Source organism: Sphingomonas ginsenosidimutans (assembly GCF_002374835.1).
GTDB classification, from domain to species: Bacteria; Pseudomonadota; Alphaproteobacteria; order Sphingomonadales; family Sphingomonadaceae; genus Sphingomonas; species Sphingomonas ginsenosidimutans.
Window position 1 is genome coordinate 354148 of sequence record NZ_NWVD01000003.1, and the last position, 19320, is coordinate 373467.

At 70.2% G+C, this 19320-nt stretch carries 18 protein-coding genes; 9 read left to right on the forward strand and 9 right to left on the reverse strand.

Translation table 11 applies throughout. The features are described from left to right. Nucleotides 1-5 precede the first annotated feature (5 nt). Both COA17_RS10090 and COA17_RS10095 read left to right on the forward strand, forming a co-directional pair. Nucleotides 6-2048, forward strand: coding sequence for a M3 family metallopeptidase (locus COA17_RS10090; protein ID WP_096612090.1), 2043 nt, complete (start codon nt 6-8; stop codon nt 2046-2048). Next, nucleotides 2045-2533, forward strand: a complete 489-nt coding sequence (locus COA17_RS10095; protein ID WP_066486217.1) for an asparaginase domain-containing protein — start codon at nt 2045-2047, stop codon at nt 2531-2533. The genes COA17_RS10090 and COA17_RS10095 overlap by 4 nt, the downstream gene beginning before the upstream one ends. Before the next feature lie 83 nt (nt 2534-2616). On the opposite strand, the gene COA17_RS10100 is transcribed toward COA17_RS10095, so the two are convergent. After that, entirely contained in the window at nt 2617-4248 is a 1632-nt protein-coding gene (locus tag COA17_RS10100; protein ID WP_096612092.1) for an alkaline phosphatase D family protein, read from the reverse strand. Nucleotides 4249-4390: 142 nt separating this feature from the next. On the opposite strand from COA17_RS10100, the gene COA17_RS10105 reads away from it, so the two are divergent. Further along, nucleotides 4391-5146, forward strand: a complete 756-nt coding sequence (locus COA17_RS10105) for a polysaccharide deacetylase family protein (RefSeq protein WP_096612094.1) — start codon at nt 4391-4393, stop codon at nt 5144-5146. Here the strand turns inward: COA17_RS10105 and COA17_RS10110 are convergent. The 8 genes from COA17_RS10110 to pyrE all read right to left on the reverse strand — a co-directional run bounded on the left by COA17_RS10110 (nt 5089) and on the right by pyrE (nt 11690). Then, nucleotides 5089-6282: a glycosyltransferase gene (locus COA17_RS10110; protein ID WP_096612096.1), complete on the reverse strand. Its 1194-nt coding sequence runs from the start codon at nt 6280-6282 to the stop codon at nt 5089-5091. The two genes, COA17_RS10105 and COA17_RS10110, sit on opposite strands and share 58 nt — an antisense overlap. Nucleotides 6283-6293: 11 nt before the next feature. Continuing rightward, nucleotides 6294-6815, reverse strand: a complete 522-nt coding sequence (locus COA17_RS10115; protein WP_066490299.1) for a DUF2141 domain-containing protein — start codon at nt 6813-6815, stop codon at nt 6294-6296. Beyond that, nucleotides 6797-7762, reverse strand: a complete 966-nt coding sequence (locus tag COA17_RS10120; protein ID WP_245857626.1) for a hypothetical protein — start codon at nt 7760-7762, stop codon at nt 6797-6799. Before COA17_RS10120 ends, COA17_RS10115 begins: the two co-directional genes overlap by 19 nt. A 121-nt stretch (nt 7763-7883) precedes the next feature. Continuing rightward, nucleotides 7884-8951, reverse strand: coding sequence for an AI-2E family transporter (locus COA17_RS10125; RefSeq protein WP_425442704.1), 1068 nt, complete (start codon nt 8949-8951; stop codon nt 7884-7886). Between the two features lie 41 nt (nt 8952-8992). Beyond that, complete coding sequence (gene lepB / locus COA17_RS10130) at nt 8993-9949, reverse strand: signal peptidase I (RefSeq protein WP_096612098.1); 957 nt, start codon at nt 9947-9949, stop codon at nt 8993-8995. A gap of 3 nt (nt 9950-9952) precedes the next feature. Next, on the reverse strand, nt 9953-10372 hold the full coding sequence (gene acpS, locus COA17_RS10135) for a holo-ACP synthase (RefSeq protein ID WP_066487407.1): 420 nt from the start codon (nt 10370-10372) through the stop codon (nt 9953-9955). After that, the gene (locus COA17_RS10140) at nt 10372-11109 is read right to left on the reverse strand and encodes a pyridoxine 5'-phosphate synthase (protein WP_096612100.1); all 738 of its coding nucleotides are present in this window, start codon (nt 11107-11109) and stop codon (nt 10372-10374) included. Before COA17_RS10140 ends, acpS begins: the two co-directional genes overlap by 1 nt. Further along, a complete protein-coding gene (pyrE, locus tag COA17_RS10145; protein WP_096612280.1) occupies nt 11109-11690 on the reverse strand; it encodes an orotate phosphoribosyltransferase in 582 nt (193 codons plus the stop codon). The genes COA17_RS10140 and pyrE overlap by 1 nt, the downstream gene beginning before the upstream one ends. 188 nt (nt 11691-11878) lie before the next feature. On the opposite strand from pyrE, the gene coxB reads away from it, so the two are divergent. The 6 genes from coxB (at nt 11879) to COA17_RS10175 (ending at nt 19315) form a co-directional block, all read left to right on the forward strand. Then, complete coding sequence (coxB, locus tag COA17_RS10150) at nt 11879-13096, forward strand: cytochrome c oxidase subunit II (RefSeq protein ID WP_096612102.1); 1218 nt, start codon at nt 11879-11881, stop codon at nt 13094-13096. Between the two features lie 4 nt (nt 13097-13100). Beyond that, on the forward strand, nt 13101-14768 hold the full coding sequence (gene ctaD, locus COA17_RS10155; protein WP_066487421.1) for a cytochrome c oxidase subunit I: 1668 nt from the start codon (nt 13101-13103) through the stop codon (nt 14766-14768). A 360-nt stretch (nt 14769-15128) separates the two neighbouring features. Continuing rightward, nucleotides 15129-15665, forward strand: coding sequence for a L,D-transpeptidase family protein (locus COA17_RS10160; RefSeq protein WP_082740716.1), 537 nt, complete (start codon nt 15129-15131; stop codon nt 15663-15665). Nucleotides 15666-15703: 38 nt separating this feature from the next. Then, nucleotides 15704-16465, forward strand: coding sequence for a GNAT family N-acetyltransferase (locus COA17_RS10165; protein WP_096612104.1), 762 nt, complete (start codon nt 15704-15706; stop codon nt 16463-16465). After that, entirely contained in the window at nt 16465-17433 is a 969-nt protein-coding gene (locus COA17_RS10170; protein ID WP_066487415.1) for an alpha/beta fold hydrolase, read from the forward strand. Before COA17_RS10165 ends, COA17_RS10170 begins: the two co-directional genes overlap by 1 nt. A 142-nt stretch (nt 17434-17575) precedes the next feature. Further along, complete coding sequence (locus COA17_RS10175; protein WP_096612108.1) at nt 17576-19315, forward strand: DUF1800 domain-containing protein; 1740 nt, start codon at nt 17576-17578, stop codon at nt 19313-19315. Nucleotides 19316-19320 lie beyond the last annotated feature (5 nt).

Below are 19320 nucleotides of genomic sequence, written 5' to 3' on the forward strand. Positions count from 1 at the left end.
CGGGGATGACCACCGACACCCTGCTCGATCCGCTGGCGCTGCCCGATTTCGCGGCGCTGACCCCCGATGCGATCGCCGCCGCGCTGGACGCCGCGATCGCGCGCCACGCCGATGCGGTCGCCACCGTCATGCGCGACCGCCCGACCACGTTCGAGGGCGCGTGGCTGCCGCTGGAGCGCGCCGAGGCGGGGATCGACGCGCTGTGGTCGGCGGTGTCGCACCTCCACGGCGTCGCCGACACGCCCGAACTGCGCGCCGCACATGCCGCGGGGCAGGAAAAGCTGGTCGAACATGCGATGGCGGTCGCGCAGAACCGCGACCTGTACGACGTGCTGACCGCGCTGGAGGCATCGCCCGGCTTCGCCGCACTGCCGCAGGCGGACCGCGTCGCGGTGGAACATGCGATCCGCGACTTCCGGCTGGCGGGCGTCGCGCTGGACGACGTCGGGCGCGCGCGCTTCGCCGCGATCTCGGTCGAGCTGTCGGCGCTGTCCACCGCCTTCGGCAGCGCGGTGCTCGACGCGACGCAAGCGTGGGGCGAGCATGTCACCGACGAGGCGCGGCTGGCCGGGATCGCCGCGCCCGACAAGGCGATGTTCGCCGCCGCCGCCGCGGCCAAGGGGCTGGACGGCTGGTGGGTGTCGCTGCAGCAGCCCAGCGTCAATGCGGTGCTGACCTTCGCCGAGGACCGGGCCTTGCGCGCCGCGGTCTACCGCGCGTTCGGCACACGCGCGTCGGATCAGGGGCCGAACGCGGGCGAATTCGACAACGGCCCGCGCATCGCGCGCATCCTGGAACTGCGCCACGAAGCCGCGCGGCTGCTGGGGTTCGCCGATCCCGTTGACTGGTCGCTGGCGACCAAGATGGCGCCCAATGCGGGCGAGGTGCTGGCGTTCCTGCGCGATCTGGGCACGCGCGCGCGCCCGGCGGCGGAGCGCGACCTGGCGGCACTGCGCGCCTTCGCGGCGGAGGAACTGGGGATCGACGATCTCCAGCCGTGGGACACCGGCTTCGTCGCCGACCGGCTACGCCGCGCGCGGTTCGCGGTCGATGAGCAGGAAGTGCGCGGCTATTTCCCGGTAGAGCGGGTGATGGACGGGTGGCAGGCACTGCTGCACCGCCTGTTCGGCATCCGGCTGGTCGAACGCGCCGACGCGCCGCTCTACCACCCCGACGCGCGCTACTTCGACGTGGTCGACGACAGCGGGGAGGTGTTCTCCGGCCTCTACCTCGATCTGCACGCGCGTGACGGCAAGCGCGGCGGCGCGTGGATGGCGCAGGCGCGCCCGCGGCTGCGCGATGGCAACCAGATGCGCGTGCCGGTCGCCTATCTGGTGTGCAATTTCGCGCCGAAGGGCGCCGACCGGCCGTCGCTGCTGAGCCACAATGACGTCGTCACGCTGCTCCACGAAACCGGCCATTGCCTCCACCATCTGTTCACGCGCGTCGATCGCCCGTCGATCGCCGGGACCAGCGGGTTCGAATGGGATGCGGTCGAACTGCCGAGCCAGCTGATGGAGGATTTCGCCTGGGACCGCGCGATCCTGACCGGCATGTCGGGGCATCACGATACCGGCGCGCCGCTGCCGCCCGAACTGTTCGACCGGATGGTCGCGGCGCGGCGGTTCAATTCCGGGCTGTTCGTCGTGCGCCAGCTGGAATTCGCGCTGTTCGACCTGATCCTGCACCTGGGCACCGCGGGATCGGACCCGATGGAGGTGATCGAGGCGGTGCGCGACGAGGTGTCCGTGATGCGCCCGCCCGCATGGCACCGGTTCCCGCACGCCTTCAGCCATATCTTCGCGGGCGGCTATGCCTCGGGCTATTACAGCTATCTGTGGGCCGAGGTGCTGGCCGCCGACGGATTCCAGCGGTTCGCGGAAAACGGCCTGGTCGACCGCGCCACCGGCACCGCGCTGCGCGAGGAAGTGCTGGCCCGCGGTGCGACCCGCCCCGCCGCCGACAGTTTCCGCGCGTTCCGCGGGCGCGATGCCGATCCCACCGCGATGCTGATCCGCCACGGCCTGACCGAGGCGGCGGTGCGATGAGCCTGCTGTTCCTCACCACCGGCGGCACGATCGACAAGCTGTATTTCGATGCGCTGAGCGAATATCAGATCGGCGACAGCATCGTCGAACGCATCCTGCGCACCGCGCGCGTCGCGCTGCCGTTCCGCGTCGCCGAGCTGATGCGCAAGGACAGCCTGGAGCTGACCGACGCCGATCGCGCGACGATCCGCACCGCGGTGGAGGGGGCGCCCGAAACCCGCATCGTCATTACCCACGGCACCGATACGATGACCGATACCGCCCGCGCGCTGGCGGGGGTGGCGGCCACCGGCAAGACGGTGGTGCTGGTGGGCGCGCTGGCGCCCGCGCGCTTCGCGGAGAGCGACGCGACGTTCAACCTGGGGCTGGCCGTGGCCACCGCGCAGGTCGCCGCGCCGGGCGTGTGGATCGCGATGAACGGCACCGTGTTCGACGGCGCGAAGGTGCGCAAGGATCGGTCGATCAACAGCTTCGTCGCTGCCTGAGGGGCGCGACGGAACGACGTCCGGGGGGCGACGAGGGTGAGTGAAAGGGGCGGCGGCGGATCGACGTCCGCCGCCCCCTCCGCCTACGCCGCGCTCATCACCCGGCGGTTGCGCAGCACCTGCGTGCTGTGCCCGATGGACGCGGCGGCGCGGCGTTCCTTGATCGTGTCGACGAACAGCCAGTCGTTGCTGACCCGTTCCGGGGTGATCGTCATCGCCATATAGCCGCGGCGCGACGTGTCGCACCATTTCAGCTCGGGATTGGCGGCGACCATCGCGCGCGCGACATCGGCCGGATCGCGCTTCACCGCCGATTCGTAGCCGGGCGAGGTGACCGCATGGCCCGCGAACTCGACGCCCGCTGGGCGCCCGTCCTGCGCCAGGTCGAACGCCCAGGCATTGTGGCTGTCGCCGCAGATCACGACCAGATTGGCGTCGACCGCCTGCGCGCCCTTCAGGAAGCGCGCGCGGGCGGCGGGGTAGCCGCCCCACGAATCGAGGTTCCCCGGCAGGCCGACGCGCGACGCGGCGATCGCGTCCGATACCCAGGCGGCGGCGCGCGCATTGCCCGGATCGACCCACGCTTGCGCCGCTTCCGGCGTCGACAGATTGCCCATGATCGTGCCGAAGCCGACCACCTGCCACTTTTGCCCCTGCTTCACCGAGCGGGCCAGATCGTGCGCCAGCCAGCTTTCCTGCTGCGACCCCATCATCGTGATCGCGGGATCGACCCAGGCGCCGTCGCGGAACGCCTTGAGCGCGGCCAGCTTGTCGCCGCTGGCCATCACCTGCTCGATCTCGCGCTGGCGCGAGCGGGCGAACAGCCGCGTCTCCGTCCGCCACAGCGTGGCGAGCGTGCCGATGTCATAGGCCTTCCACGGTTCGTCCGACACCGGCATCCATTCGCGATACGCCTGCACCGACGCGGCGCGGCGCTGGTTCCAGTCGCCCTCGGTCGCCGGATCGTGATTCTCCGCGCCGCCTTCCCACGAGTCGTTGGCGCTTTCGTGATCGTCCCACTGGACGATCCACGGCACCTTGGCGTGCAGCGCCTGAAGATCGGGGTCGGCGCGATAGCTGGCGAAGCGCAGGCGGTAGTCGGCGAGGTGGATCGTCTCCGCCAGCGGCTGCGGAATGCGACCGGCGACCTGCGCGGCGGCCGGCGGATACTTGCCCGGCGAATATTCGTAGAAATAGTCGCCCAGGTGGATCGCCGCGTCCAGATCGTCGCGGGCGGCGGCATGGCCATAGGCGTTGAACCAGCCGAATCCGAAGTTGGAGCAGGAGAATACCGCCGCGCGCCACGTCGCCGCCGCATCGTCGGGCAGCGTCTTCGTCCGCCCGACCGGCGAGCGCGTGCCGTCCGCCGCGACGAAGCGGTAGAAATAGCGGCGCCCCGGCGCGAGGCCGTCGAGCGTCACCTTCGCCGTCCAGTCGCGCCACGGCCCGGTGATGATCGCGCCCGATGCGACGATGCGCGCGAAATCCTCGCTCTCGCTGATTTCCGCCACCAGCCGCGCCGAATCGCCGGTCGCGGGGACGTAGCGCGTCCACAGCAGCATCGAATCGGCGCCCGGCTCCCCGCTGGTCACCGAATGGGTGAAGCCGCGCGCGGCGAGCATCGTCTGCGCGATCGAGAAGCCGGGCAGCGCGAACGCGCCCAGGCCCAGCGTGCCGGTGGCGAGCAAGGCGCGGCGGGTGACGGTAACGGTCATGATACGGCTCCTGATCCTCTTAGACGGGGCGTGCACCTGCCCTGCGCCGCGTTCGGTGACGCGGTGATGACAAAGGCGCGCGACGCTACCCGATCCGCGCGCGGGGTTGCGCCGCACGCGCCGCCATGCTGTTGACCGGGGGATGAAGCGCCTGCTTGCCTCGATCCACGACGTCTCGCCCCGGTTCGAGCGCGAGGTGGAACAGTTGCTCGACCGGCTGCGCGGGCATGTCGGCGACCGGCTGGCGATGCTGGTGGTGCCCGACCACTGGAACGGCGCGCCGATGACCCCGGCGTTCGCCGCGAAGCTGCGCGGCTGGGCCGATGCGGGAATCGAGATGTTCGTCCACGGCTGGTCGCATCTCGACGATTCGGCGCATCGCGGCGCGGCGGCGCTGAAGGCGAAGCACATGACCGCCGGGGAGGGCGAGTTCCTGGGGCTGAACCATGGCGAGGCGCTGGCGCGAATGCGGCGCGGCAAGGCGCTGGTGGAGGACGTCACGGGACGCGCGGCGGCGGGGTTCATCGCGCCGGCGTGGCTGTATTCCGGCGCGGCGCGCGCGGCGCTGGGCGATGCGGGCTTCGCGCTGGCGGAGGATCATGCACACGTCTGGGCGCCGGTCGGCGGGCGGGTGCTGGCGCGCGGGCCGGTCATCACCTGGGCCAGCAGGTCGCGGCCGCGGCAGCTGAGCTCGCTGGCCGCCGCCGCTGTGTTGCGCCGCGTGCTGCAACCCAGCGATACGGTGCGCATCGCGGTCCACCCCGGCGACACGCGGGTGCCGCAGCTGCTGGACAGTATCGACCGGACGTTCGCCGCCTTCCCGCGGCACCGGCCGGCCGCCTATGCCGACCTGCTGCGCGCCGTGCCCGTGTCGCGCGCGGCAATCCGCGCCTCGTAATGCGCGACCAGTGCGGCGGCGTGCTGGCGATCGCTCAGCACGCTGTTCGCGCCGATCTCCGCCGCGCGGCGTAGAAGCGCGCGGTCGCGCGACACCAGCCGCACGATCGCGTCCGCCGCGTCATACGGGTCGCCGGCGCGATACGTTTCGGCATAGGCGGGGCGCGCCACCATCGCCGCGCCGCCCGCATCGGGGACGATCAGCGGCAAGCCCGATACCAGCGCCTCCGACGCGACCATCCCGAACGTTTCGGTGTCGCTGCCGTGGATGAAGGCATCCGCGCTGGCCATCACCGTGGCCAACTGCGTCCGGTCGTAGATCGGCTCGAACAGGCGGACGTGCGGGCTTTGCGCGATCTGCCGTTCCAGCGTGCGCGTGTCGGGGCCAAGCCCCAGCAGCATCAGCCCGACCGGGATGCGCGTGCCCGCGCGGCGCACCGCGTTAATGACCATCGGCCATTGCTTTTCCGGGTGGTGCCGCCCGACGCCGATCAGCAGGTGCGCGTCGGCGGGCAGGCCGCATTGCGCCAGCATCGCGGCGCGCAGCGTCTCGCTGCGCAGCCGGGGGGAGAAATGCTGCCGCTCGATCCCCAGCGTCATCACCGCGTCGATCGGGATGCCGCGCGCACCCAGCGTCTTCGCCAGCATCGGGCCGTTCGTGACGATCGTGTCGAACGGCGCCATCGCGCGGATCATCTGGCGATCGTACCAGCCGAACGCCCGTTCGATCGTCGCGGGCGAGGCGACGCGCGCGAACCACCTTTTGGGATAGGTGGCCATATTGTCGTTGTGGAGGATCCACGATTTCAGCGCGGGGCCCTGCCATTCGCCGACGATCCGCGCCGAGCGCCACGGCATGCAATTCTCGACCACGTCGGGCTGCAGTTCGTCGAGCAGCCGGTGGACCGGCGCCATGTCCCGGAACAGGCCGTAGTTCGAATCGAACGGCAGCGCGGGCGATTTGACGTAGATGATGCGCGCGCCGCCGGGCCGCTCCTCGACGCGGTCCTCGCGGCCGGGGGCGATGACGATCTGTTCGTGGCCCAGCGTCGGCATGACCGCCATCTTGCGATCCACGTACGTGCGCACGCCCCCGCCGGTGGGCGAATATAGTTCGTTGACGTCGACGATCCGCATCGGGGATCCCCTTACTTCAGCGGGCCGAAGCCACCAAGCCCGCGCAGATACTGCTCCACGATCTGGGTATTGGTGACGCCGTTGCCAACGTCGATGATCGCATCGGCCAGCTTCGGGCGCGCGCGGCCGATGCGGCGGTTGCTGGGGAAACCGGCGCCGTCGCTCCAGAAATTGAACTTGCGCTTCCCGTCGCGGTCATGCCCCAGGAACAGCGCCCAGCGGCCGGGATTCGGCACGCGGATGCAGATCACCGCGCTGCCGCTGGCGGGCGCGGGAACGGTGATGCGGCGGAACGGGCGGCCGCGCGCCGCCAGTTCGTCGTCGCCGGCCAGGAAATCTTCCTCGGTCGCCGGATACAGCTCCAGCTTCAGCGTGCCCTGCGCATCCTTCAGCCCGGTGATCGTCGCGCGGATCGCCGGGCCTTCGCCGCCGTTGCACGCCGCCGCGTCCGGCCCCAGCACCTGCGCGCCCGCCGGCACCGCCACCGTGGCGAGCGCCGCCGCACATGCGATCGTCAACCCTCGTGCCGCCATGCCTGCGTCCTTTCCACCAGATATTCGATCCCGACGACCGCGATGATGAGCAGATGCACGACCAAGGTTGACGCAGCCGTGAACGCCATCAGATCCGACAATGCCTGATCCTGCCCGATGAACAGGATCGCGAAATTGGCGAAAAGCAGGTCTTTGTTGGGCACCAGCGGCAATCGCGACACCAGTTGCCGCCCTGCGATCAGGAACAGCCACAGCCCGACCGACACCGTCGGCATCGCGAACGACCAGGCGATCGCGATCGTCACGCAATTGACGACGATGCGCAGCATGTCGACGCCGAAGATGAACCACAATTGCCGCCGCGGCAGCGAGAACACCCGCGAGGAGAACAGCAGGAACGCCAGCGTCAGCCCGGTCGCCAGCCCCATTGACCACAGGATCGTGCGCAGCGTCGCCGGCTCGATCAGTTCATAGCCCAGCGGCAGCGCTACCGCGCCCAGCACGATCGCGGAGACGTTGCCCGCGATCCCCGACACGATCGTCACGTCCTTCACCGCGCCGAACGGCGCCGCGACCATTTCCGTGCGTGCGCGCGCCCAGGCGTAGAAATAGGCGTCGCCCGAATAACCGACCAGCACGTCGTTGGCGATCCGCTTGCGGTTCAGCGCGCCGAACGCGCTGGCGGGGACGTGCCACAGCCGGCGGAAGATCACGAAATCGGCGACCGGCAGCGCGAAATAGGAGATGAGGAAGAACAGGTAGAAACCCGCCGCCGTCGGCACCGCGCGGCGCAGCCCCGCCAGCCCCTGTCCCAGCAGTTCGCCCGCCAGCCCGCCCAGCATCGCGGCGGTGACCACCGCGCCCAGCAGCGCGGGCCAGCGCCGCTGGAGCGTCTGCACCGGCTTCAGCGCCGCCAGCGGCGCGACCACCGCCGCCGGGGACGGCGCGGGATCGGCAGCGGGCGGGGCGGGCGGTTCGGCGGCCAATCACGTCATCCAGCAGCGCGCGCCGCGGGCGGGCGGCGCGAGGTTTCGGCGCGAAGTGCCGCGCCATCGCTGCCCTGACAAGCGGATGTGGCAAAAGTGGGACGCGCGCGTCCCGGTGCCGCTACGACGCGGATTGCCCGTCCTCGTTCGCGTCGCCGGTGTCGCCGTCCAGCCGTTCCGAGCGGCGCTCCATCGCGGTCTTGAGCATCGCGGTCATCGGATCGGCGAGCGCCAGGCCCAGGATGCCGAACAGCGCGCTGGCCAGGATCTGCGTCCCCAGCGTCAGCGCGGGCGGCAGGTCGACGGTGCGCTTGGCCACCATCGGTATCACGACATAGCCGTCGAACGTCTGCACCACGACATAGACGACGATCGCGATCACCCCGGTATGGACTCCGGCGGAAAAGCCCACTGCGACCATCAGCGCGCCGGAGATGAACGCGCCGATATTGGGGATGAACGCCAGCAGCCCGGTCAGGATGCCCAGAATCAGTGCCATCGGCACCCCCGCGATCCACAAGGCGATCGCGGTCAGCACGCCTTCCAGCGCCATGCCCAGCAACCGCCCCGCCAGCAGCCGGCGCAGCGTGTCGGCCATCCGCCGCACGGTCAGCGCGAATTCGGCGCGCTGGTCCAGCGGGATCATCCATTGCAGCCCGCGTTCGTAGACGCGCGGGTCGATCGCGACGAACAGCCCGATGACGATCATCATGAACAGGCTGGTGATCGCGCCCGCGGCGGTGCCCAGCCACGACGTCAGCCGCCCGACCGACGACAGCGCCTGCCGCGCCATCCCCGACAGGTCGGACGTGCCCGGCATCAGCCCCTGCGCGGACAGCCATCCGGCGAGGCGCGTCGCCTGCGTCTCCATCGTGGAGCGCAGCTGCATCACCTGTTCGGTGATCTGCACGCCAGCCAGATAGAAGGTGCCGACCAGGAACGCGACCGTCAGCAGGCAGACGATCAGCAACCGCCAGCCGCGCCCGATCGGCAGCGCCCGGCCCAGCAGCCGCACGCCCCCGTCGAGCAGCGCGGCGAACACCAGCCCGCCCAGGATGATGAGCAGCGGCTGGACCAGCAGCACGACCAGCGCGATCGCGCTCGCCATGCCCAGCCATACCGCCGCGCGGCGGATTTCGTCGCGGGTCGCGTCGCTGCGCACCTCGTGCGGGCTGGCGCCGCCGACCACGGGGACGCGGGCGTCGCGACCGCGCTGTCCGTCCGGGGGCGTCACTGGCCGGTCGCCGGGTGGAGCGAGGTGCCTGCGCGCCCGCCGCGCAGCGAACCCGGCCAGGTCAGCGGGTTCCACGTCGCGTCGCCGTCGAGCGAGAAGGTGATGAATTCGGCGCGCCCGCCCAGGTTTTCCCACGGCACCGGCCCGCCCAGCCCGCGTTCGAACCCGCCCAGCGCGAAGCGGCTGTCGGCGGACCGGTCACGGTTGTCGCCCATCAGGAACACATGGTCGGCCGGGATCGTCACCGGACCGTAATTGTCGCCGGGGCTGTTGGGTTCCAGATCTACCGTGTCGTAGCGGCGCCCGCCGGGCAGCGTCTCGGTCACGATCGGCAGGCGGCAGACGAGCCTGCCGTCGGGAAGCACGGTGCGCGCCGGGCCGTATTGCAGCGGGTCGCACGTGGCATTGGCGTCCACCGGCAGCTCGCGATAGTGCATCGGCCCGCGCGCGATCGCGCGCCCGTTGATGTAGACGGTGCCGCCGCGCACCGCGAGCGTTTCGCCCGGCAGGCCAATCACCCGCTTGATATAGTCGCTGGTCTGCCCCGGCGGGGTGACGATCACCACGTCGCCGCGATCGGGCATCCGCCCCCACAGCCGGCCGTGGATGAAGGGCAGCTGCACCGACCAGCCGTCGACCGGGCGGTGGAACACCACGTCCTCCACGATCGCGACCGGATTGGGGATGGTCGGCGACACGAACGACCAGCCATAGGCGAACTTCGACACCACCAGCCGGTCGCCGACCATCAGCCCCGGCAGCATCGATTCGCTGGGGATGTAGAACGGCTTGGCGATGAAGCTGTGGAAGCCCAGCACGGCCACGATCAGCCAGAACAGCCCCTTGACCTCCGCCCACCAGTCGAACCGGGGGGCGGGCGCGCGGTCTACCGGGGTGTTGTCAACCGGCGGGGCGGCGGGCGGTTCGCCGGTCAACGCGATCTCCTCGGCCATAAACTACTCGGCTCCTGCGGGGGGAAGCGGAATCGCCTCGATGATGACGAACGCCTGCGCCCAGGGGTGGTCGTCGGTCAACGTCAGATGGATGCGCGCCGCGTGCCCGGCGGGGATCATCGCGTCCAGCCGCGCCTTCGCCCCGCCGGTCAGCGCCAGCGTCGGCGCCCCCGACGGCGCGTTGACGACGCCGATGTCCTTCATGAACACGCCGCGCTTGAAGCCGGTGCCGACCGCCTTGGAGAACGCCTCCTTCGCGGCGAACCGCTTGGCGTAGGTGCCGGCGCGGGTATAGGGTCGCCGGCCTGCCTTGGCGCGTTCCACGTCGGTGAACACCCGCGCCTCGAACCGCGCGCCGAACCGGTCGAGCGAGGCCTGGATGCGCTCGATGTTGCACAGGTCGGAACCCAGCCCGACGATCATTACCGCGCGCTGTCCATCAGCGTCTTCATCCGCGCGACGCTCGCCTCCAGCCCGACGAAGATCGCCTCGCCGATCAGGAAATGGCCGATGTTCAGCTCGCGCACCTGCGGGATCGCGGCGACGGGGACGACATTGTCGAACGTCAGGCCGTGGCCGGCGTGCACCTCGATCCCGTTCTTCGCCGCCAGCGCCGCGGCGTCCGCCAGCCGGCGCAGCTCGGCCACCTGTTCCTCGCCCGCCAGTTCGGCGTAGCGGCCGGTGTGCAGCTCGACCACCGGCGCGCCCAGCGACACCGCCGCCGCGATCTGCCGCGGGTCGGGTTCGATGAACAGCGACACGCGGATGCCCGCATCGGCCAGTTCGCGCACCATCGGCGCCAACCGACTGTGCTGGCCTGCGGCGTCGATCCCGCCCTCGGTGGTGCGCTCCTCACGCTTTTCGGGGACGATGCAGGCGGCATGCGGGCGGTGGCGCAGCGCGATCGCCAGCATCTCTTCGGTTGCCGCCATCTCCAGGTTGAGCGGGATGGCGAGGCCGGTCGACAGCCGCTCGATATCCGCATCGGTGATGTGGCGGCGATCCTCGCGCAGGTGCGCGGTGATGCCGTCCGCCCCCGCCGCGGCCGCCAGCAGCGCGGCGCGCACCGGATCGGGCAGGCCGCCGCCGCGTGCGTTGCGCACCGTGGCGACATGGTCGATGTTGACCCCCAGCCGCAGCGGGGCGGTATCCCCCGCCATCACGCCGCCCGGCTGCCCGGCTTGATCGCCGGGATCGCCGCCAGCTCCGGCGGCACCGCGTCCGCCTCGTAGGTCGGCACGTCCAGCCGGATCAGCGGGAAGAACGGCACCCCGATGTCCGCCGTCCCGTTCGACCGGTCGACCAGCGCGGCGCCCGCGATCACGCGCCCGCCCGCCGCCTCGATCGCCTTGATCGCCTCCCGGCTGGACAGCCCGGTGGTGACGACGTCCTCCATCATCAGCACGTCCTGGCCCTGCTCCAGCCGGAAGCCGCGGCGCAGCTCGAACGTGCCGGTGGGGCGTTCGACGAACATTGCCTCCACCCCCAGCGCGCGCGCCATTTCGTGCCCGGCGATCACCCCGCCCATTGCGGGGGAGACGACCGCGCTGATCCGCGCGCGCAACTCGGCGGGGATGCGCGCGGCCAGCGCCTCGCACAGCCGCGCGCCGCGGCGCGGGTCCATCAGCACGCGCGCGCATTGCAGGTAGCGCGGGCTGCGCAGTCCCGACGACAGGATGAAATGCCCCTCCAGCAGCGCATCGGCGGCACGGAATTCGGCGAGGACGTCTTGTTCGGTCATCGGGTCGGCAACCTCCTTGCCGCGCTCCATTAGGGATCGGCCGACGGGGGTGCAACGCGCAACGCGCGGCGGTGGATGCGCGCGCCCTCTTGAGGGAGGGGGGTGGTCTGCGTATAGGCCGGTCAGGAGGGGCGTCCTACGCCCGGCGCGCGGACGCGCGTGCCACGAGCAGGGGTGACGATAACACAATGCTGAAAACCGGGATCAAGGGATGGATGCTCGCGGCGAGCCTGGCGATTGCCGGGCTGGCGGGCGCCGCCACCGCGCAGGCGCCAGCGGCCCCCGCTGCGACGACCCCCACCGCAACGACCGGCGCTTCGCCGGCCACCGCCGCCACCGCCGCGCCGACCGGGCTGCGCCCCGCCGATGCGAATCAGGGCACGTCGGGCGGTTCGGTGCAAAAGGCCGATGCCGCCTCGGCCTCTCCGGTGCTGGCGATGGACGGCGCCCCGGCGATGACGGTCAAGCCGATGCTGGGCCAGCCCACCGACGGGCTGATGGGCATCCAGCCGCAGGTCACCAAGAACGGGCTGCGCGCGCACTGGTTTCACGATCGCGTGCTGCTGCCGCTCATCACGATCATCTCGATCTTCGTCCTGATCCTGCTCGTCGTTGTCGTCATCCGCTTCCGCGCCGGCGCGAACCCCAATCCGTCGAAGACCAGCCACAACACCGCGATCGAGATCGTGTGGACGCTGGCCCCGGTGCTGATCCTGGTCGCCATCGCGGTGCCCTCGATCGGGCTGCTCCAGGCGCAGTTCAAGCCCGCGCCGGCCAATGCCGTGACGCTCAAGGCGATCGGCAACCAGTGGTTCTGGAGCTATCAATATCCCGACCATGGCGGGATCGAGATCACCGCCAACATGCTGAAGGAAGCCAATCAGGTCGCGCCCGGCGAGCGCGCGCGCACCGCGGCCGACGGCCCGCGGCTGATGGCGACCGACAACCGCATCGTCCTGCCGGTGGGTGTCCCGATCCGGCTGATCACCACCGCCAATGACGTGATCCACAGCTGGGCGGTCCCCGCCTTCTGGATCAAGCTGGACGCGATCCCCGGCCGCCTGAACGAGACCAGCTTCACGATCGAGAAGCCGGGCCTCTACTTCGGCCAGTGTTCGGAGCTGTGCGGCGCGCGCCATGCGTTCATGCCGATCGCGGTCGAGGCGGTGTCGCCCGCCGAATTCGCCGCCTGGATCCGTGCCAAGGGCGGCAAGATGCCCGCGCCGGGCAAGCCGTCGGACGCGGTGATCCCGCAGCCGGGCGCCGACAATTCGGCGGCGGTGATGACCGAGGCGGCCGACGCCGGCAACATGGCCGGCCCGACCGTCAACGGCACCGATACTCCCCCCACTTCCACGCAGGGCGCGACCGGTAACCCCGGTGGCGTCGGCGAAGCCGGACGCTGAGACCATGACCGACACCGCGCTCCACCCGTCCGCCTTCCAGGCGCACGACCATGGCCACCATGACGCCGATGCCGACCACAAGCCCGGCTTCTTCGCGCGCTGGTTCATGTCCACCAACCACAAGGACATCGGCACGCTGTACCTGATCTTCGCGATCGTCGCGGGGATCATCGGCGGTGCGATCTCCGGCCTGATGCGCGCCGAGCTGATGCATCCGGGCATCCAGTATCTGCCGCAATGGGCCGCGATGCTGCACGGCGGGACCGAACAGTCGTTCGACCAGGCGCTGCACCTGTGGAACGTGCTGGTCACCGCGCACGGCCTGATCATGGTGTTCTTCATGGTGATGCCGGCGATGATCGGCGGGTTCGGCAACTGGTTCGTGCCGATCATGATCGGCGCGCCGGACATGGCGTTCCCGCGGATGAACAACATCAGCTTCTGGCTGCTGATCCCCGCCTTCACGCTGCTACTGGCCTCGCCGTTCTTCGGCGGCGCGGGCACCGGCTGGACCGTCTATGCGCCGCTGTCCACCTATGGCGAGCCGGGGCCGTCGGTCGACATGGCGATCCTGTCGCTGCACCTGGCGGGCGTCAGCTCGATCCTGGGCGCGATCAACTTCATCACCACCATCTTCAACATGCGCGCGCCGGGCATGACGCTGCACAAGATGCCGCTGTTCGCCTGGGCCGTGCTGGTCACCGCGTTCCTGCTGCTGCTGGCGCTGCCGGTGCTGGCCGCGGCGATCACGATGCTGCTGACCGACCGCAATTTCGGCACCACCTTCTACGATCCCGCCGGCGGCGGCGATCCGGTGCTGTACCAGCATCTGTTCTGGTTCTTCGGCCACCCCGAAGTGTACATCATGATCCTGCCGGGCTTCGGCATCATCAGCCACATCGTGGCGACGTTCAGCCGCAAGCCGGTGTTCGGCTATCTCGGCATGGCCTATGCCATGGTCGCGATCGGCGTGGTCGGCTTCGTCGTGTGGGCGCACCACATGTTCACGACCGGCATGAGCGTGAACGTGAAGATGTACTTCACCGCCGCGACGATGGTGATCGCGGTGCCGACCGGCATCAAGATCTTCTCGTGGATCGCGACGATGTGGGGCGGCAGCCTGCGCTTCCCGACCCCGATGGTCTGGGCGATCGGCTTCATCTTCATGTTCACCGTCGGCGGCGTGACCGGCGTCGTCCTCGCCAACGGCGGCGTCGACGACTACATGCAGGACACGTACTACGTGGTGGCGCACTTCCACTACGTGCTGTCGCTGGGCGCGGTGTTCTCGCTGTTCGCTGGCTTCTATTACTGGTTCCCGAAGATGTCCGGGCGGATGTATTCGGAGCTGCTGGGCCAGCTGCACTTCTGGGTGTTCTTCGTCGGCGTGAACCTGTTGTTCTTCCCGATGCACTTCCTGGGCCTGCAGGGCATGCCGCGCCGCTACCCGGACTATCCGGACGCCTTCGCGCACTGGAACAACGTCGCCACGATCGGCTACATGATCATGGCCGCGGGCATGGCGATCTTCTTCGTCAACATCATCTGGTCGCTGATCGCGGGCAAGAAGGCCCCCGACAACCCCTGGGGCGACGGTGCGACGACGCTGGAATGGACGCTGTCCAGCCCGCCACCGTTCCACCAGTTCGAGACGCTGCCGAAGATCGACTGATCGGAAGACCAAGGCCCGGAAGCATCCGCCTCCGGGCCTTTTTCGTTACGGGTCTGGCAGACCGGCCGGCGCATCATTTCACGGCGCCAGAAGGAAGTGCGACTCGCGCAGAGACGCGGAGACGCAGAGAGGGTTCGCCTGACCCGAAGGGTCACCTTGCCTCAGCACCATCGGGGGCGGGCCGCTTCGCGGGGTCATCGAAACATCTCTGCGTCTCCGCGTTCCTGCGCGAACCACCCCCTCTTTTTACCGTCGGGTCTTCGCGTCTTCGCGTGACCCACCGCGCCGCCCCCGTCCCGTAACGGGACGTCCCGAATCGGGCGCTGGAAACCGCGCCGACGCGGGGCCAGCATCGACGCCATGTCCCGCGCGCTCCGCTGCCTGTTCGCCGTCTTCCTGCTGCTCGCCCCCGCCGCGGGGCTGGCGGCGCCGCGGCGGGGGGAGCCGGCGCCCGATGTCCACACCGTGCTGGACGTCGGCCAGCCGCTAGGCCCCGGCGACTATGTGTGGGACACCGACGAAGTGCCCGCCGGCCCGACGCGGATCGTCGTCGATCTCGCCAAGCGGCGGCTCTACGTCTATCGCGCCGGGGTGGAGATCGGCCGGTCCTACATCGTCATCGGCCCGCCGGAACAGCCGACGCCGACCGGTCGCTTCCCGATCCTGCAGAAACATGCCGATCATTATTCCAGCACCTATGGCGGCGCGCCGATGCCGTACATGTTGCGACTGACCTGGGGCGGGGTGGCGATCCACGGCAGCGCGGTGGAGGAGGATTGGGTGACACACGGCTGCATCGGCGTGCCGACCCCGTTCGCCCGCATCCTGTACGCCCATGCGAAGGTCGGCGATCAGGTGATCGTGACGCGCAACTGGCTGCCGGCCGCTTACCCCTGACGCTTGCCGATCGCGCCGGCGCGCGCCACGATCGCGCGATGGACAACCATGCGACGCTGTGCTGGCGGGTCGAGCGTGCCTGCGCCGCGGCCTGGCCCGCGCGCACGACGGACGTGCTCCACGGCTGGGCGGTGGCGCGATCGGGGGGCGGGACGCGGCGGATCAATTCCGCCTCGCCGCTGTCGCCCGGGGCGACGCTGGACCCGCCCGGGCTGGCGGCGATCGTCGCCGCCTATCGCGATGCCGGGCTGCCGGCGATCGTCCGGCTGCCGACGCTGATCGATCCGCCGACGCGCGCGCTGGACGATGCGGGCTTGGCGGCGGCGGAGGGCGCCTCGACCACGCTCGCGCTGGTGCCCGGCGCCATGCCCGCCCCGCCTGCCATGCCCGCCACGCGGATCGCGATCGACCCGGCACCCACCCCGGCATGGCGCGCGGCGCGCCGGCGCCTGTCGCTGGTGGCGGGGGCGGGCGCCGAGGATCACCTGGAACCGCTCGCCCGGCTCCGAGCGCCCGCGTGGTTCGCGTCCGCCGCGATCGATGGCGCGACCCGCGCGGTCGCCTTCGCCGCGCTGACCGACGGCATCGCGATCATCGAGGCGGTGGCGACCGACCCCGACTGGCGCGGACGCGGGCTGGCGGGCGCGTGCGTCGCCGCGCTGGTCGATCGCGCGACCGTCGCCGGCGCGGTGCGGATCGCGCTGCAGGTGGCGCGCGACAATGCCGCGGCGCTTGCGCTCTACCGGCGGCTGGGCTTCACCTGTCAGCTCTACGATTACAGCTACCGAAGGAGAGGATGATGCCCGCATTGCGGATGGTCGACACCGGCACCTTGCGCCTGCGCGTCGCGGTGGAGGGCGAAGGGCCGCTGGTCATCATGGTCCACGGTTTTCCCGAAAGCTGGTATTCCTGGCGGCACCAGATCGGTCCGGTGGCGCAGGCCGGCTTCACCGCCGCGGCGATCGACGTGCGCGGCTATGGCGGGTCGGACAAGCCCCCGGCGGTCGAGGATTACACGCTGGAGGCGATCACCGCCGACGTCGCCGGGGTGGCCGATGCGCTGCAACCCGGCGCGCCCGCGATCCTTCTGGGGCATGACTGGGGGGCGCCGATCGTGTGGAACAGCGCGCTGTCTCGGCCCGATCGTTTCTCGGCGGTCGCGGCGCTGTCGGTGCCGTTCGTCGGTGTGCCGTCGCGCCCGTTCACCGAATCGTTCCGCGCCGCCTTCACCGACAAGGGCCGCTTCTTCTACCAGGAATGGTTCCAGCAACCCGGCCCGGCAGAGGCGGAGGCGGAGGCCGACGTGCGCCGCTTCCTGCGCAGTTTCTATTACGCCATTTCCGGCGATGCCCCGCCGGGCACCTGGCCGGAGAAGCCCGCAGGCGCGACCCTGCTGGAGGGGATGGTCGACCCGGCGGTGTTCCCGGCGTGGCTGGACGATGCCGATCTCGATTATTACGTCGCGGAGTTCGAGGCGTCCGGGCTGCGCGGCCCGCTCAACCGCTATCGCAACCACGAACGCGACTGGGCCTGGGCGCAGCCGTTCAAGGACCGGCGGATCGAGCAGCCCGCGCTGTTCATCGGCGGCACGAAGGATCCGGCGACCAATTTGTTCGGCGCGCTGGCCGATCCGATCGCGGCGATGCGCCCGCACGTCCCGAACGTGGAGGGGCATCTGCTGGAGGGATGCGGCCACTGGACGCAGCAGGAACGCCCGGAGGAGGTCAATCGCCTGCTGCTCGACTGGCTGGCGCGGGTGCGCCCGTGACGGCTAAAATGCGGTAAAACCATTGGTAATCAAGCCGGATTACCCGGGTTGAGGAACGCGCTTTCCGATTCGTAAAGGAAGCGCGCGGTACATGTCGTCCCGGCGCGGCACCCAGGGGGGTGGCCTGCGCGCGGGGTAGGGCATGATGATCGACGGGGAAGGCGCGGCGCCGGCATCGGCGCTGGCGGACGCACACGACGTCCCGACGCGCGACGGGACGGGCGACGCGGCGTGGGGCCGGAACGGGGCGCTGGCATCGGCGCTGTTCCTGGCCGCCTGCGGCTCGGAACAGGCCGGCACATCCGCCACCCCGGCCGGCTCGTCCACGCCTGCGCCGACGCCCGTCACGGTCGCCCCGCCCGCGCCGCCGACCGCCGCGGAGGCCAGCCGGTTTCTGGCGCAGGCGTCGATGGGCGCGACCCGTGCGGAAATCGACAAGGTCGTGTCGCGCGGATATGCCGGCTGGATCGACGATCAGATCGCGATGGCGCGCCCGACCAGCTATTGGGGCTGGCTGGTCGCGGGCGGCTATAACGTCGCGGCCAACAGCAACAGCTATGCCGGCTTCGACGCGATGGTGTGGAGCCAGTTGATCGGCGCCCCCGACCAGCTGCGCCAGCGCGTGACGACCGCGCTGCTCGACATCCTGGTCGTCGGGATCGACGGGCTGAACGCGCAATGGCGCCCGTTCCTGATGGCGGCCTATATGGACGTGCTGGCCGACAATGCGTTCGGCAATTACCGCACGCTGCTGGGGGCGGTGACGACCAGCGCGGCGATGGCCTATTACCTCACCTATCTGAACAACCGGAAGGCGGACGCGCGCACGGGCGCGATGCCGGACGAGAATTACGCCCGCGAACTGATGCAGCTGTTCACGCTGGGCCTATACCGGCTGAACAATGACGGCACGCAGCAGACGTCGAACGGCGCGCCGATCGACACCTATACCCAGGGCGACGTAACGCAGCTGGCGCGCGTGTTTACCGGGCTGCAACTGGCGAACAACGACAATTCCAGCCCCGACCGGATGCGCCTGCCGCTGGTGATGACGGCCTCGCTGCATGAAAGCGGCACCTCGACCGTGCTGGGCGCGTCGATCAACGGCGCGGACGGCATGGGGGCGGTCAATGCCGCGCTCGACACGATCTTCGCGCATCCCAACGTGCCGCCATTCATCGGCAAGCTGCTGATCCAGCGGCTGGTGACCAGCAATCCCAGCCCCGCCTATGTCGCGCGCGTCGCGGCGGTGTTCGCCGACAATGGCAAGCAGGTGCGCGGCGATCTGGCGGCGGTGGTGCGCGCGGTGCTGCTCGACAGCGAGGCGCGCGGCAGCGCGGCGCTGACCAGGGCGCAGGCCGGGCGGCTGCGCACCCCGGTGGAGCGGCTGACCGGATGGGCGCGCGCGTTCGGCGCCACCTCGCCGTCGAACGCCTGGGCGATCGGCGACACGACGTCGGGCACGTCGCGGCTGGGGCAGGGGATCGGGCGCGCGCCGTCGGTCTTCAACTTCTACCGCCCCGGCTACATCCCGCCCGCCACCGCGCTGGCCAGCGCCGGGCTGGTCGCGCCGGAGTTCCAGATCACCAACGAGCAGAGCGTCGTCGGCTACGTCAACTTCATGTATTCGCTGGTCGCCAACGGCATCGGCGACGTGAAGGCCGATTACACCGCGATCCTGACCAAGGCGGGCGACAGCGCCGCGCTGGTGGACGAGGTGAATGTGCTGCTCGCCGCGGGCCAGCTGTCCAGCGCGACGGTCGCGTCGATCCGCGCCGCGGTCGACAGCGTCGCCACCACTGCCACCAACGCCGCGATCAACCGCGTCGGCATCGCGATCATGCTGACGCTGGCATCCCCCGACTATCTGACGCTTCGCTAAAAGGG